Genomic DNA, 15,867 nt, shown 5'->3' on the forward strand with positions numbered 1-15,867 from the left:
CATCCCCGTTGCCCTCACCATCATCACCGAATTGCTGTAAAAATAGCGCCATGCTTATGGCGTTAGGGAAGGTATTGTCATGACTCAGGCCAACGCATTTATCACTCTTGAAAATATCAGTAAGCGATTCCCCGGCGTGCTGGCGCTGGATCAGGTGAATCTCACACTGAATAAAGGAGAAGTGCACTGTCTGGCAGGCCAGAACGGCTGCGGCAAGAGCACCATTATCAAAGTGATTTCAGGAGTTTATCAGCCAGAGAAAGGCGCAAGTATCCTGATAGACGGCAAGCTGTTCCATCAGTTTACGCCGCAACTCTCATTCTTCTATGGCGTGCAGGTGATATATCAAGACTTGTCGCTATTTCCTAATCTCACCGTTTCGGAAAATATTGCCGTCCACCGTTATCTACCAGGTGGTGATTTTTGGGTGAAGCGTAAAAGTATGCGTGAGCGTGCGTTAGCCGCCATGCAGCGAGTGGGTGTCACCCTTGATCCTGATAAAAAAGTTGAACAGCTCTCTATTGCTGACCGCCAGTTAGTGGCGATTTGCCGCGCTATCGCTGCCGATGCCCGCTTGGTGATTATGGATGAACCTACTGCCTCGCTAACCAGTCAGGAAGTGAAAGGCTTGCTGGACGTGGTACGTGATCTCAAATCACAAGGTATCTGCGTGGTGTTTGTTAGCCACCGGCTGGATGAAGTGATGGAAGTGGCCGACAGAATCAGTGTCATGCGCGATGGCCAACTAATTGGTACCTGGCCGGCCAGCGAACTGGACAGCCATGAGCTGGCGTTCCTAATGACCGGCCAGCGCTTTACCTACAGCCAGTTACCGCCACTGGCGGCAGAAGCCACGCCGTTGCTGGAAATCAAAAAACTGAGTCGTGGCGAGCAGTTTCGTAACATCGATTTGACCCTACATCAGGGCGAAATTGTGTCGATCACCGGGTTACTGGGGGCGGGGCGTACTGAACTGTGTCTGAGCCTGTTTGGCATGACCCAACCCGATAGTGGCGAGGTGTGGGTCGCCGGTGAACAAGTGCATTTCCGTAACAACCGTGATGCGATCCGCCACGGGATCGGTTATGTCTCTGAAGATCGCCTGACACAGGGATTGATCATGGAGCAATCGATCTATGACAACACCATCGTGTCCGTTTTTGACAAATTACATACCCGCAGTGGGTTGTTGGATCATGCCAAAGCCGCAGCGCTGGTGAAAAAACTGGTGCAAGATCTGAACATCAAAGTGTCCGATACCGCCCTGCCGGTCAAAACGTTATCGGGCGGTAATGCACAGCGCATCGCTATTGCTAAATGGGTAGCGACGCAACCGCGTATTTTGATCCTCGATTCTCCGACCGTCGGCGTAGATATCGCCAACAAAGAAGGGATTTACCATATTGCCAAAGCCTTGGCAGAGCAGGGGATGGCGGTATTGATGATTTGTGACGAGATCCCGGAGGCTTACTACAACAGTCACCGGATATTAGTGATGCGCAAAGGTGAACTGGTGGCCGAGTTTTACCCGCATCAGTGCACCGAACAACAGGTAGCCGAGGTGGTCAATGGATAAGCTAAAACTGCGGCAACTGACGGGGCGACATGAGTTTTATCTTGGGCTATTGGTATTACTGTTAGTCATCGGACTGAGTGTAAAAAGCCCGGAGTTCCTGACCTTAGGGAATCTGACCGATGTCGCCACCAGTTATGCCATTTTGGGTATTCTGGCCTGTGGCCTGTTTGTGGTGCTGATTGCCGGTGGTATTGATATCTCCTTTCCGGCGGTAACGGCTATTGCGCAATATGTCATGGCGTCGTGGGTGATTACCCATGGCGGCAGCTTCGCGCTAGCGTTTGTTCTGGCCATGTCAGTTGGTTTAGTGCTGGGGCTGATCAATGGGTTGCTGGTGTATTGGTTGAAAGTCCCAGCGATAATTATCACCATTGCCACACTGAATCTGTTCTATGGCCTGCTGGTTTATTTCACCAACGGTACCTGGTTGTACGGTTTCCCTGACTGGTTTATGACCGGGATTAACTGGTTCTCGTTTACCGGCAGTGACGGCTATGACTATGGCTTGACACTACCGCTGTTCTGCCTGGCGGCGACCATCATTTTCACAGGTGTATTGATGAACTACACCCGTCTTGGGCGGCAGATCTTTGCCATGGGCAGCAATAAGGATGCGGCTTCCCGCCTGGGCATTAATATTCTGCGTTTGCATCTCTACGTCTATGGCTACATGGGCATGCTGGCAGGGGTGGCGGCGGTGGTACAGGCGCAGATTTCCCAGTCAGTGGCACCTAACTCATTGATGGGGTTTGAGCTGACCGTGCTGGCCGCCGTGGTCTTGGGTGGCACCAGTATGACGGGGGGCCGTGGATCCCTCAGTGGCACCGTGCTCGGCGTGATGTTGCTGGCATTTTTGCAAAACGGTCTGACGCTGCTGAGTGTCTCCTCTTACTGGCATACGGTTTTCAGCGGCGCAATCATTTTGGTGAGTATCAGTACCACCGCATGGAATGAAAAACGCAAATTGCTGAGGGAGCACTGATATGACCTGGCTAAACCGAATTATTCCTAACGACCGCATTATCCGCCTGCAATTATTGATTCTGGTGGCAGTGATGTTGGCCTTCTCATTGACCTTGGGCCAACGCTTCTTCAGCTTGGGTAACTTCCAGTCTATTTCCTCGCAGTTGCCGATTTTAGGCATGCTGGCGCTGGGGATGGGGCTGACCATGCTGACCGGCGGTATTAACTTATCCATTATTGCCGGAGCGAACGCTTGCTCATTAGTCATGGCTGCCATCATTGTCAGCCACCCTGATCAGCCGCTGTTCCTGTTACTGGCATTAGTTGCTGGCTTGCTGGTGGCGGTGGTGATTGGTGCGTTGAATGGCTTACTGATTTCAGTGGTCGGGGTGTCGCCAATTCTGGCGACGTTGGGCACCATGACATTGATTACCGGCCTGAATATTTTATTGTCCAACGGTGACGTGATCTCTGATTTCCCACCGGTGATTCAATACATTGGCAGTGGTGATATCGCCGGTATTCCAGTCGCGATGATCTTGTTTTTACTGGTCTCCACTGGGCTGTGGGTGCTTTTGGAACACACGACCTTGGGGCGTAGCATCTATCTGGTCGGCTCCAATGAGCAGGCCACCCGTTTTAGTGGCGTGAATACCCATCGGGTACAGGTCGCGGTCTATATCCTGTCAGCCATATTAGGATGGGGGGCGGCTATCCTGATGATGGCGAAATTTAACTCGGCCAAAGCCGGTTACGGCGAATCCTATCTATTAGTCACCATTCTGGCATCGGTATTGGGTGGCATTAACCCGGATGGCGGCTTTGGTCGCATCATCGGCTTGATCCTGGCGCTGGTGGTACTGCAACTATTGGAAAGTGGCCTGAATTTGCTGGGGGTGAGTAGCTACCTGACCATGGCGTTATGGGGTGGGGTGCTGATCCTCTTTATCGCATTACAGAATCGTAAGGCTTAAGAATTGAGGGATACAACAATGGCAAGTTACTTTATCGGCGTAGATGTAGGGACCGGCAGCGCAAGGGCCGGAGTATTCGATTTGCAGGGCCGCATGGTCGGGCAGGCCAGCCGTGAAATTACCATGTTTAAGCCCAAGGCGGATTTTGTTGAGCAGTCTTCCGATAATATCTGGCAGGCGGTGTGTAATGCGGTACGAGATGCGGTGAATCAGGCTGATATCAACCCGATCCAAGTGAAAGGGCTGGGGTTCGATGCCACCTGTTCGCTGGTGGTGCTGGATAAAGAAGGCAACCCGTTGACCGTTAGCCCGTCGGGGCGCAGCGAACAGAATGTAATTGTCTGGATGGATCATCGTGCCATTACCCAGGCTGAAAGAATTAATGCCACCAAACATCCGGTATTGGAGTTTGTTGGCGGCGTGATTTCACCTGAAATGCAAACTCCAAAACTGCTGTGGTTGAAACAGCATATGCCAACCACGTGGAGCAATGTCGGTCATCTGTTTGATTTACCGGATTTTCTCACCTGGCGAGCGACCAAAGACGAAACCCGTTCGCTTTGTTCTACGGTGTGTAAATGGACTTATCTGGGCCATGAGGATCGCTGGGATCCGTCCTATTTTAAATTGGTCGGGCTGGCTGATTTGCTGGACAACAATGCGGCGAAAATCGGTGCTAGCGTTAAACCGATGGGCGAGCCGTTGGGCCGTGGACTTAGCCAACGGGCGGCATCAGAAATGGGATTGATCCCTGGTACTGCGGTCAGTGTTTCTATTATTGATGCCCATGCTGGCACTATTGGCATCCTCGGTGCCAGTGGTGTGACTGGCGAAAATGCCAATTTTGATCGGCGCATTGCGCTGATTGGTGGTACCTCAACGGCACATATGGCGATGTCACGTTCCGCGCATTTTATTGGCGGCATCTGGGGACCCTATTATTCGGCTATTCTACCGGAGTACTGGCTAAATGAGGGCGGACAGTCGGCGACGGGAGCATTAATTGACCATATTATTCAAACACATCCGTGTTACCCAGAGCTGTTGGCACAGGCCAAAAGCAAAGGTGAGACTATTTACGAGGCGCTAAATCATATTCTGCGCCAGCTTGCCGGTGAACCGGAGAATATCGCCTTCCTCACCAAAGATATTCACATTTTGCCGTACTTCCACGGTAATCGTTCACCGCGCGCGAATCCGAATCTGACGGGCATTATTACCGGCTTGAAGCTGTCTACCACCTTTGAAGATATGGCGTTACGCTATTTGGCGACCATTCAGGCGCTGGCGCTGGGAACGCGGCATATCATCGAAACCATGAATAAGAACGGCTATTGCATTGACACTATGATGGCCAGCGGCGGCGGAACTAAAAACCCGATCTTTGTACAAGAACACGCTAATGCGACGGGTTGTGCCATGCTACTGCCGGAAGAGAGTGAAGCCATGTTGCTCGGCAGCGCCATGATGGGCACGGTCGCAGCAGGTGTGTTTGAGTCGCTGCCGGAGGCGATGGCTGCCATGAGCCGCATTGGTAAAACGGTCACACCGCAAACTAACAAAATCAAAGCCTATTACGACCGTAAATACCGCGTGTTCCACCAGATGTATCACGACCATATGCGTTATCAGGAACTGATGCAGGAGGAAGGATGAGCCAGAGTGATGAATGGCAAATAGCCAGTGACGCATGGATGACTTATAGCCGCGAGTTGGCGGCGTTAAAGGATAATGTCGATCCGCAGGTGTGGTTGCAGGTGCTGGAGATGTTGGCTGGGTGCCGTGGCAAAATCGCGGTAACTGGGGTGGGCACATCAGGTATTGCCGCACGAAAGGTTGCTCATATGCTGGCTTGCGTAGAGCAACCGGCGATTTACCTGAATGCCACTGATGCAGCGCACGGCGATTTGGGTTTCCTCGGGTCACAGGACATCATCATTTTGATCTCTCGTGGCGGGAATTCCGATGAGCTGACCCGGTTGCTGCCAACGCTGCAACGCAAGCAAGTGCAGATTATCAGTGTAACGGAAAACGAGCAGTCGGCTATCGCGCAGGTATCTGCCTTGGTGCTGAAAACACATGTGAAGCAAGAGATAGACCCGCTGAATATGTTAGCAACCACATCTATTGTTCTGGTATTAGCCCTGTTCGATGCTATCTGTGCCTGCCTGATGGCACGCAGAGGTTTTACTAAACAGGCCCTACTGGCGGTGCACCCTGGTGGAGATGTGGGTATCGAATTACGTAAACAGCAGTAATTAACCGATAAAAAACACTGCGCCAGTGTCATCGCGCGGTGTTTTTTATTCTCAATATTTCAATGTATTACCAGAAACCCAGCACTTTCCACCAGGCGCTACCGATGATCAGCCAGATAGGGATAACCACCAGACTGATCAGGAAACCAATCTTCCACCAGGTCGCCAGTGGGATAAAGTTACAACCAAACAGGATAGGGGCCGGGCCGCCAGAGTAGTGGGTAGTTGCCATATACAGGTTACTGAACATACCAAATACCAATACTGTCAGCATTGGCGGAGCACCTGCTGCAATAGCAATGGAGACAAAAATGGCATACATGGCACTGATATGGGCGATGGCACTGGCCATCATATAGTGGCTGTAATAGTACGCCAGCAGCAGGATTCCCATCATTGGCACCCAGTTCATCCCCTGCACTGAACCGGCAATTGATGAGCCAAACCAGGTAATAAAACCCAGCTTATTCAGTTGGCTGGCGAGTGTTAGCAGTACCGCAAACCAAATCACCGTATGCCAGGCTTCTTTCTCGGCAATCACATCATCCCAGGTCAGCGCGCCACTCAGTAATAGAATTGCCAGTCCAATAAAGGCGGTCATGGTGGCATCAATATTCAGTGCTGCGCCACATACCCACAGCGTCACCAGCCCGACGAAGACAGATAATACAATCCATTCGTTGCGGCTCATTGGCCCCATTTCTTTCAATTTCACCATTGCCAAGGCGCGCATTTCCGGGGTTTTCTTTATTTCTGGCGGGTAGAAGCGATACAGCAACAACGGGATTACTGCCAAAGAGATTAAACCAGGGACGATGGCGGCCAATGCCCAACTGGTCCAGGTAATGGTAATCCCCATTTCACCGGCCAGTTTGCCAATCATTGGGTTGCCGGCCATTGAGGTCAGGAACATCGCACAGGTAATGGCATTACACTGGAAGATACATTGCACCAGAAATGCCCCGATTTTGCGTTCGGTACCGCGTTCTGGTGTCGATTCATAGGCTTCAGAAATTGAGCGAAACAGCGGCGTAATGATGCCACCACATCGGGCGGAGGTAGACGGCATCGCCGGTGCGAATAGCAAATCGGTCAGCACCAAACCATAAGCCAGACCTAGCGAGCTGTGGCCCAACTTACTGATAAACAGATAACCGACCCGGCGGCCAAAACCTGTTTTAATAAAGCCGCGTGAGATAAAGAAGGCGCAAGCGATCATCCAGATTGTCGGGTCAGCAAAACCGGCTAACACTTCTTTGATACTCAGCAAGCCTGTAGCCGCAACGACTGTCAGGCTGAATATCGCCATTGCGCCTAACGGATATGGCGACAAGATCAGGCCGATAACCGTCGCTGCAAAAACCGCCATGAGGTGCCAGGCGCGCGGGTCTACCGATTCCGGGACGGGGCTAAACCAGATACCTATCCCAATAAATAGGATAAGTAACATCCTTCCTATACGTGTTTTGAATATCGACATGATTATTTACCCTGATGCTATTTTATGTGCAGTGTTAATCATCGCCAGTGAAAAAAACGGTAATAATGAGATGATTAAGGTGATGGTTATATGAAATAACTGTATAGACAAAATAACGTAGTCATTTTGATCAAAGTCATTCTTATATTGTTAGTGGTGGGGATGCGTAGCGGGAGATATATATTATCCTGGCGAGAACAATTCAGACGAAATTTAGCGGTTACTCTACTTTATTAATTATTCTATGCGGGATTTTATCTGTTAAAACAACGTGATTTTGCATTAATAGACGAGAAGGTAAAGCCAGGGTAAATCTGAGTAGAGGAACGTCGGACAGATTAAATCTATTGGTAAAGATTAATACATAAACGTTGCTTATTGGATTTATTACTTTTTGCCTACTGACAATTGAATATTATTCTGAGTGTAGCTCTATTTTTGGCAACAAAAAAACCCGCACCAAGGCGGGTTCTTTTTATTCAGAATAACGTAACTGCTCAGAGCTATCACCTTCATCTATCGTACGTTATTCCAATAGTTTTGGTATCTATTATTGGCTGTTACAGCGCAATAACATTTACCGCTGCTGGGCCTTTAGCGCCGTTCTCAATAGAGAACTCCACGTTTTGGCCTTCATCTAAGGTTTTAAAATCATTACTCTGGATGGCAGAGAAGTGAACGAACACATCTTTGCTACCATCAGCAGGAGAGATAAAACCAAAACCTTTATCAGCGTTAAACCATTTTACTAAACCAGTCATTTTATTAGACATAGAGATACTTCCTTCAATTATTTTTGATTGCCGCCATAGGCGAACGGATAGGCTTGGGTACAACTTATGGGGCACTTAGAAGGAATTTCGCGAAGAAGAGGTATCTGTCTGATAACGCTAATACGGAGAACTGCTTTACTAAAACTGCTTGCATAAATGTTACTGTCAACCGGGTACTGCTTATTACTTTATTTGGAGAGCGGGTTACACTGCTCGGGTCTGGCCGTCATCGCTATCGGCAACCTGCTCCCCTAATCACGCTGTATTACAGAGCGACTACGTTTACCGCTGATGGGCCTTTAGCGCCGTTCTCAATAGAGAACTCAACTTTTTGACCTTCATCTAACGTTTTGAAATCATTGCTCTGGATGGCAGAGAAGTGTACGAACACATCTTTGCTACCATCAGCAGGGGTGATGAAACCAAAACCTTTACCAGCGTCAAACCATTTTACTAAACCAGTCATTTTATTAGACATAGGGATACTTCCTTCAATTATTTTTTGCCACAATAGTGCGGCGAACGTGGTCTGTTTTTCAGCGGATTACTTATTTGGGCACTTAGGAGGAGACTCACGGAGAAGGGATATCTATGGATAACGCTTGAACTGAGGACTGCTTTACTAAAACTGCTTTCATAAGGTCTGTGTTCCAAACCGATGAGGCTATTTAACCACAACACATTCCTCGTGGCAACACAATATTTGACTATCATAATCAGTATCAATGGTTTTTTCATCTGGAATGGGGTGCGACGTAATGCCTTTTATGTTACTAAACAGCCTATTACACCGATAAAAGTTGTTGCTAAATTGTGGGGTAATATTTTGTGTTAATGCGCTCATAGCCGGAGGGGGATCCCCCCGGCTGGTTAATTTAGCGGGGAGAAACTGTTACTGTGCCGCTACGGTCACTGGCAATCATGACGCGTTGACCTGCACTGAAACGCGTTGGCCCTTGTGCCTGTACGACGACGATACTGCTGCCATCATCTCGGCGAATTTCCAGTTGTACACCTTCACTACGGTTCATGGCGCTTTGCACGCCTTGACCTGCCATACCACCGGCTACCGCACCACCTGCCGTTGCCAGGCTATTACCACGGCCACCACCTATAGTGTTACCCAAGAAGCCCCCGACTACAGCACCGCCAATGGCACCGGCCACATTATTTTCACTGCCGCCCTGAATGGTGACTGGCCGTGCAGAGATAACGGTGCCGTAGGTTACGGTCTGTACTTGTCGTGCCTGAGAGGCGGTGAAAGTATCACCAGACGCAGTTCTGTTGTTGGCACATCCACTTAATACTGTCGCTGTAAGTGCTACGGCAATGACCAGCTTATTCATAATCAAACCCCTATTATCGGTACAAATCAGACTTCGTCAGCAATACCCTTCCTACTTGACGTTGCAGCAGTGTTAGCTGTTTTCACTCTGAACCTTGGTCAGCTCAACGAGATTCGCTTGTTACCTTACTGTAACGGCAATTACTTTGAGTATAGATAATTGTTAACAATGACTATAGCGTGAGAACTCTTAATCTGAGGAGATAAATATGATAGCAGTGTACATATAGGCGGATTCTCGCCTTATTTTCATGTTACCGTCATGCTAAACATAGTCATTTATCGACTCAGGAAGGCTGTCTTGCTACGCTCTATTCTTGCCGCCAAAATTTTCCGCCTCGACTTAGGTCGACTAATCCTTATTCTAGCTGTAATGAGCGCTTTTGTGACGCTAGCGAACAGTTTCTATGCCAGTTATCGGGTACAGCGGCAGCTACTGATTGATAACACACTCGAAGCCAATCGTGTCTATGCGACTAAACTGGCATCCAGTACGGATATTTTCCTGAGAAGCGCGCAAAAGCAACTGCATTACAGCAGTATGATTGTCGCCAAGAATTTTGATGATCATGAGGCGCTGCAAGCGGAAACCGCACGGCTAAAATACCAAACCGATAGTTTTAACTCGGTGGTAATAACGGATGCGCATGGTGTTATCCGCGCAACATCCCCGGACAATCTCCAGTTATTAGGTCACGTATTGACATCACCAGGGTCAGTGGAGGCGTTAAAACTACGTCGCCCGGTAATTAGTAAGCCTTATGTATCGGCAGCAAATAATCTGGTTATCAATATCTCGACCCCCATCTTTACGCCGGATGGACGTTATCGCGGTTATATCGGCGGTACTATTTACCTGCGCAAGCAAAGTATTTTAAATGAGCTATTGGGTGAGCATTATTATCGTGATGGCTCCTATATCGTGGTGCTCGACAGCGATCGGCGCATCCTTTATCACCAAGATACCAGCCGTATCGGGGAAATACTTGAACCTAAACCCATCACGGAAGCGATAAAAACCTCCACTAACGGCAGCTTGATGGTTACCAGTACTAGCGGCGAATCAATGCTAGCGGGCTATGCCATTGTCGAACCCTCCGGTTGGGAAATCATTACCTTGCGGCCCGAAGCGTCAACGTTGAAGCCACTGGAAGGTTTAATGCTAAAAGGGCTTGGTCATATCACGCCATTGGCGCTACTCACTTTGCTGGGTGTTTGGCTGTTATCCCGGTTAATTGCCCGCCCGCTGTGGTTGCTCGCCGGCAGTGCCAACCATATGGATAAGCCCGATATTGCCAGCAGCATCAAGGAAATTCCTTCCTGGTATTTCGAATCGACCCAACTCAAACGGGCGCTATTGATTGGCATCAGTTTGTTGCAAAAGAAAATCGGTAAATTGAAGTTTGAGGCACAAACTGATCCCATGACTGGCCTGTTTAACCGGCGTGGATTGGCCATCACCCTCGAGCCTATCTCACAGCTTGGGCAGCATTTTTCGGTTATTGCACTGGATATTGACCACTTTAAGTCGATTAATGACGCTTACGGCCACGACGTTGGTGATGAGGTTATTAAGCAATTGGCAGTCCAAATCCGCGATAGCTCCCGTGACACGGATATCTTGTGTCGTAGCGGAGGGGAGGAGTTCCTGATGTTGCTGCCGGGTACTACGTTGGATGTGGCCACACAGGTCGCCAACCGGCTGCGTCAAAATGTAGAAAGGATGGTGATATCGGACATTCATCCTATTACGATTTCGCTAGGCGTGGCGTACTGGAATGGCGAGGGTATGCTGGAAGATTCGCTCAAACTGGCGGATGAAGCCCTATATCGAGCGAAACAGCAAGGGCGCAATCGGGTAGAGATTGCGTAATAAAAAAGGCGCGCTCCGTGTGGAGTACGCCTTTTTAAACAACAACTTAACTGACTAGTATCAGTTCATGCCGTATTTTTTCAATTTCTTACGTAGCGTGCCACGGTTGATGCCCATCATCAGGGCAGCGCGGGTTTGGTTGCCACGGGTGTATTGCATCACCATGTCCAACAATGGCTGTTCAACTTCAGCCAGTACCAACTCATACAGGTCACTCACATCCTGACCATTCAGTTGAGCAAAATAGTTCTTCAGTGCTTGTTTAACCGAGTCACGCAAAGGCTTTTGAGTCACCTGATCTTGTGAATTTACGGTTGCAACGGTCAGTACGTCAGAATTTACGCGTTGTTCGAACATAGTTCTGTCAGCTCTTTTTTCTGTTTACGCAAGATTTTCGAAATATGCCTCCAACGCCTCCAGCTGTTCGCTGGCATCCTCAATGGCGTTGAATGTGCGCCGAAACTGGTCGTTAGGGGCGTGCTCCTGGAGATACCAAGAGACGTGCTTACGTGCAATACGAAATCCCTTGCCTGGACCATAAAAGTCGTGCAATTCCCGTATATGCCCGTTTAACAAGCGCTGCACTTCGCCAAGTGGCATCGGTGGCAGCAGCTCCCCAGTGTCCAGATAATGCTGGATTTCCCGGAAGATCCAAGGTCTTCCCTGAGCGGCACGTCCTATCATCAGAGCATCAGCCCCAGTGTAGTCGAGCACCGCTCTGGCTTTATGCGGGTCAGTGATGTCGCCATTCGCGATAACGGGAATGGAAACAATCTGCTTAACTGCCCGAATGCTGTCGTATTCCGCCTCACCATTAAACAGGCAAGAACGGGTTCGGCCATGAATCGTCAGGGCTTGTATACCACAATTTTCGGCCAGTTGGGCAATTTCTATACAATTACGGTGTTCGGTCGACCAACCCGTCCTGATCTTCAGCGTTACTGGCGCATCTACCGCATTAACCACCGCGGAGAGGATTTGTTTAACCAAATCAGGATGTTGCAATAATGCAGAACCTGCCAGCTTGCGATTCACTTTCTTGGCCGGACATCCCATATTGATATCGATGATTTGTGCACCATTAGCCACATTGATTCTGGCTGCTGCTGCCATCTCATCCGGGTCGTTACCGGCAATTTGCACGGTACGAATCCCAGGCTCATCGCTATGAACCATACGCAAACGTGACTTATCCGTCCGCCAGACCTCGGGATTCGAGGAGAGCATTTCAGATACCGTCATCCCAGCCCCCATGCCATGACATAGCGCTCTGAAGGGGCGGTCTGTTATACCAGCCATCGGGGCGGCAATCAGGCAATTTGTAAGCTGGAAGTGTCCAATACGCATAGACAAAGAATGACCACACTGTGTCCGTAAGGGCGCGTATATTACGCATTTTTGCGCCCAGATGAAAGGCCAAACTTTGACCAATTGATGAAAAAAGAGCGATAAAATACCCGCCAAGCTGTGCTAATTAATTATTTATTCATATATAACATGGTGTTAACTAAAATTGATTAATTTGTGCGCTTCAGGATTTTCTCCTAAACATCACAATTATCGACTAGTTATGCTACATCTGTCTGGTCGAAAGTGCTGATTTATTCATCAAATCAATGATAAAGCACAGATGGAAATGAGTCAGACCTCCCATTTTGATTAAAAAGAGAGTGTGGTGGATTGCCAGAAATGCTAACTCAGCAAGGGATGTGATGGCCCCTGCTAAGGTTTAACAGCCCTGGCAGGGGAGTCGGTTTTTGCGCGTTTACTGCTTGATACCGGTAATACGGCACCACTCTTCTTTCTCTGCCACTGGGTCGAGGGTGAACTTATCCTCGTAAGCCTGTGCGACGCCCACAGCCTGGGTCGCCAGTACCCCAGACAGACCCAAATGACCGCCGGTTACCGGTAGTACACTAATCAGTGGCGCCAGTTCGCGCAAGGGGCCTGCCAGAATATTGGCGACCACCACATCAGCAGATAAGTCTGCTGGCTGGTCTTTGGCGAGATACAGCTCCAGACGCTCTGAAACGCCGTTACGCTGTGCGTTATCACGACTGGCCTGAATGGCCTGCGGATCGATATCGATGCCAATAGCGCGCGTTGCACCGAGTTTTAGCGCTGCAATTGCCAGGATGCCAGAGCCACAACCGAAGTCGATAACAGTTTTACCGTCCAGGCTGAGGCCATCGAGCCATTGCAGACACAATGCGGTGGTTGGATGGGTACCGGTACCAAATGCCAAACCGGGGTCCAGCATCACGTTGACCGCGGTTGGGTCCGGCACATCACGCCAGCTCGGGCAGATCCACAGGCGCTCACCGAAACGCATCGGATGGAAATTATCCATCCATTCACGTTCCCAATCCTTATCTTCCAACTGCTCAATCTTATGGATAAAGCCTTTACCGAGTTGCGGGTTGTATTCCAGCATGGCGATCACTGCGGCCATCTCCGTTTCAGCATCATACAGGCCAATCACATCAGTATCGCCCCACAGTCGAGTTTCGCCTGGTAGCGGCTCAAACACCGGATTATCGTGGGTATCCTGAAACGTAACTGACACCGCGCCACTTTCAATCAATGCGTCCCCAAGGGATTCGGCCTGATTGCCGGTGGTGTTTAATTTTAGTTGAATCCAAGGCATGACTTTTCTCTCAAAAGCTCAATCCCCTTCATCTTTCAAGTCGCAGGGGTGTTGGCTGTGCTCACGCCACCCGAATCACTTGACTGTGTAAGCTCATCGGGATGCCCTCGCTTGCCGCCTTCCTGCATCTTGAAATCTATTGGGTATATAATTGAGCTGATATAAATTAATCGTTTCTAATCAGCGCTAACTACCACGGGCTGCCGCGCTCTAGCCCTGTCGCCAAACTGATTACCGATATAAAACGCCAGCAGATTAAGCACCAGTGACGGCACTATCGGGTGTAGGCCGGCTATCTTAATATTGAAACTGGCCAATACCGTATAGCATACCGCACCGACAATCATAGAGCTAAGGGCTCCGTGAGCATTGGCGCGCTCCCAGTACAGCCCCAGCACCAATGGCCAGAGGAATACCGCTTCCAGACCACCAAAGGCCAACAGATTCAGCCAGATAATCATTTCTGGCGGCCGCCAGGCAGCAAGTAACAGTAACAGTCCCAGAATAAGCGTCGATAAGCTGGAAATACGCGCCAACTTGCGTTCATTCTTCAACTCTTCTGGCCACAGATTGAGATATAAATCTTTCACGATGGTTGCAGAAGATTGCAGCAACTGGGCATTGATGGTCGACATAATCGCCGCCATGGGTGCCGCCAGAAAGATCCCGGCAGCAAAGGGCGGCAACACGGTGATCATCAGTGTCGGGATCACCTGATCGGGGATCTTCAGGTCCGGCAGGATAGCCCGGCCCAATGCGCCAGCCAAATGCATGCCGAACATCAGGATGGCGACCACAATGGTGCCGATGATAATGCCACGATGTACCGCTTTGCTATCACGATACGAAATACAGCGCACGGCAGTATGTGGCAGGCCAATCACGCCAAAGCACACCAGGATCCAGAACGAGACCATAAACGGCAAATCAAGGATCTTGTCACCACCTTGCGGTGAAACTAGCGCTGGATCAATATGTTGTAGTGTATCGACGGCTTTATGCAACCCGCCTGCGGCATGGATCACTGCAACCAATAGCAAAATAGTGCCGATCAACATCACCAGCCCTTGCAAGGCATCGTTCAATACACTGGCGCGGAAACCACCAAAAGAGGTATATAACGCGATACTGATACCAAATATTAATAAGCCGGTATCGTAAGGAATGCCTGCCGCAGTTTCCAGTAAACGTGCACCACCAATAAATTGCACGGTCATGGCACCGACAAACGCCACCAACAAACTGATACTGGCCAGCCACACCAGCAATCGGCTCTGATAGCGGGCATACAGCATATCGTTGAGGGTTACAGCGTTATAGCGGCGCGCCAGAATGGCAAACTTCTTGCCCAGAACACCCAGCGACAGCCAGACCGCAGGTAACTGGATCATCGCCAATAACACCCAGCCAAGGCCATACTTATAGGCAGCACCCGGCCCGCCAATAAATGAACTGGCACTGATATAAGTGGCGGTCAGGGTCATTGCCAGTACGAATCCTCCCATCGAGCGATTGCCGATAAAGTATTCGTTTAGAAAACTTCCGGTTTTTTGGCGGGTATAGGCATAAATTGATAAGCCAAATACCATTGCCAGATAGCCCACTAATGGCAGGACAACATCAGTTTGCATTCTCATCCTCCAACGGAATATCGCGGAAGACGAAACGCACCATCAGAGCGCACAACACAATAAACACCAGTGGCAGCGCAATACAGGCGGCTTCAAACCAAGCCGGGAGGCCAGTCATGCCGGGGATATTACCGGGTAAATACGCAGTCAATATCCAGCCAGCCAGATAAGCCAATGTTAAACCAAAGGCCCAGCGCGCTTCTTTGTGGGCTTGTATGAATCTTGTTTCCATTGTTCTCCCCATACCCTTTGTACTTGGCGCGACAGCGTTGTTAGCCGCTCTCACCCACCCGAATCACTGACGTGAGTCAGCTCATCGGGATGTGTTCGTTTGCTGCCTGGCTGTC

The 15,867-nt window shown here is 49.7% G+C and carries 15 protein-coding genes; 6 read left to right on the forward strand and 9 right to left on the reverse strand.

Annotation, left to right across the window (positions count from 1 at the left end; all coding sequences use genetic code 11):
• The first annotated feature begins 79 nt into the window (after positions 1–79).
• The 5 genes from A6J66_019070 to A6J66_019090 are packed head-to-tail and all read left to right on the forward strand — an operon-like array spanning position 80 to position 5,771.
• Positions 80–1,576: a sugar ABC transporter ATP-binding protein gene (locus tag A6J66_019070; protein ID PNM26073.1), complete on the forward strand. Its 1,497-nt coding sequence runs from the start codon at positions 80–82 to the stop codon at positions 1,574–1,576.
• The gene (locus A6J66_019075) at positions 1,569–2,558 is read left to right on the forward strand and encodes an ABC transporter permease (GenBank protein PNM26074.1); all 990 of its coding nucleotides are present in this window, start codon (positions 1,569–1,571) and stop codon (positions 2,556–2,558) included. Before A6J66_019070 ends, A6J66_019075 begins: the two co-directional genes overlap by 8 nt.
• Before the next feature lies 1 nt (position 2,559).
• Positions 2,560–3,513, forward strand: coding sequence for an ABC transporter permease (locus tag A6J66_019080; protein PNM26075.1), 954 nt, complete (start codon positions 2,560–2,562; stop codon positions 3,511–3,513).
• A gap of 18 nt (positions 3,514–3,531) precedes the next feature.
• Entirely contained in the window at positions 3,532–5,169 is a 1,638-nt protein-coding gene (locus tag A6J66_019085) for a ribulokinase (GenBank protein PNM26076.1), read from the forward strand.
• The gene (locus tag A6J66_019090; GenBank protein ID PNM26077.1) at positions 5,166–5,771 is read left to right on the forward strand and encodes an SIS domain-containing protein; all 606 of its coding nucleotides are present in this window, start codon (positions 5,166–5,168) and stop codon (positions 5,769–5,771) included. The genes A6J66_019085 and A6J66_019090 overlap by 4 nt, the downstream gene beginning before the upstream one ends.
• Positions 5,772–5,838: 67 nt before the next feature.
• Here A6J66_019090 and A6J66_019095 read toward each other — a convergent pair whose 3' ends face one another.
• The 4 genes from A6J66_019095 to A6J66_019110 form a co-directional block, all read right to left on the reverse strand.
• The gene (locus A6J66_019095; protein ID PNM26078.1) at positions 5,839–7,251 is read right to left on the reverse strand and encodes an anion permease; all 1,413 of its coding nucleotides are present in this window, start codon (positions 7,249–7,251) and stop codon (positions 5,839–5,841) included.
• Between the two features lie 560 nt (positions 7,252–7,811).
• Positions 7,812–8,024 (reverse strand): RNA chaperone/antiterminator CspA, encoded by a 213-nt coding sequence (locus A6J66_019100; protein ID PNM26079.1) that lies wholly within the window; start codon positions 8,022–8,024, stop codon positions 7,812–7,814.
• Between the two features lie 265 nt (positions 8,025–8,289).
• The gene (locus A6J66_019105) at positions 8,290–8,502 is read right to left on the reverse strand and encodes an RNA chaperone/antiterminator CspA (protein ID PNM26080.1); all 213 of its coding nucleotides are present in this window, start codon (positions 8,500–8,502) and stop codon (positions 8,290–8,292) included.
• Between the two features lie 397 nt (positions 8,503–8,899).
• On the reverse strand, positions 8,900–9,370 hold the full coding sequence (locus A6J66_019110; GenBank protein PNM26081.1) for a glycine zipper 2TM domain-containing protein: 471 nt from the start codon (positions 9,368–9,370) through the stop codon (positions 8,900–8,902).
• Between the two features lie 312 nt (positions 9,371–9,682).
• On the opposite strand from A6J66_019110, the gene A6J66_019115 reads away from it, so the two are divergent.
• Positions 9,683–11,242, forward strand: a complete 1,560-nt coding sequence (locus A6J66_019115) for a GGDEF domain-containing protein (protein ID PNM27079.1) — start codon at positions 9,683–9,685, stop codon at positions 11,240–11,242.
• Positions 11,243–11,302: 60 nt separating this feature from the next.
• On the opposite strand, the gene A6J66_019120 is transcribed toward A6J66_019115, so the two are convergent.
• The 5 genes from A6J66_019120 to A6J66_019140 all read right to left on the reverse strand — a co-directional run bounded on the left by A6J66_019120 (position 11,303) and on the right by A6J66_019140 (position 15,752).
• Positions 11,303–11,599 carry a Fis family transcriptional regulator gene (locus tag A6J66_019120; GenBank protein ID PNM26082.1) on the reverse strand — a complete coding sequence of 99 codons (297 nt, stop codon included), beginning with the start codon at positions 11,597–11,599 and terminating at the stop codon, positions 11,303–11,305.
• A 24-nt stretch (positions 11,600–11,623) separates the two neighbouring features.
• Positions 11,624–12,589: a tRNA dihydrouridine synthase DusB gene (locus A6J66_019125; protein PNM26083.1), complete on the reverse strand. Its 966-nt coding sequence runs from the start codon at positions 12,587–12,589 to the stop codon at positions 11,624–11,626.
• Positions 12,590–13,007: 418 nt separating this feature from the next.
• Positions 13,008–13,889: a 50S ribosomal protein L11 methyltransferase gene (locus A6J66_019130; GenBank protein ID PNM26084.1), complete on the reverse strand. Its 882-nt coding sequence runs from the start codon at positions 13,887–13,889 to the stop codon at positions 13,008–13,010.
• Positions 13,890–14,065: 176 nt separating this feature from the next.
• Positions 14,066–15,520, reverse strand: coding sequence for a sodium/panthothenate symporter (locus A6J66_019135; GenBank protein PNM26085.1), 1,455 nt, complete (start codon positions 15,518–15,520; stop codon positions 14,066–14,068).
• Positions 15,510–15,752: a hypothetical protein gene (locus tag A6J66_019140; protein ID PNM26086.1), complete on the reverse strand. Its 243-nt coding sequence runs from the start codon at positions 15,750–15,752 to the stop codon at positions 15,510–15,512. Before A6J66_019140 ends, A6J66_019135 begins: the two co-directional genes overlap by 11 nt.
• Positions 15,753–15,867 lie beyond the last annotated feature (115 nt).

Source organism: Yersinia enterocolitica, assembly GCA_002082245.2.
GTDB lineage: Bacteria > Pseudomonadota > Gammaproteobacteria > Enterobacterales > Enterobacteriaceae > Yersinia > Yersinia enterocolitica_E.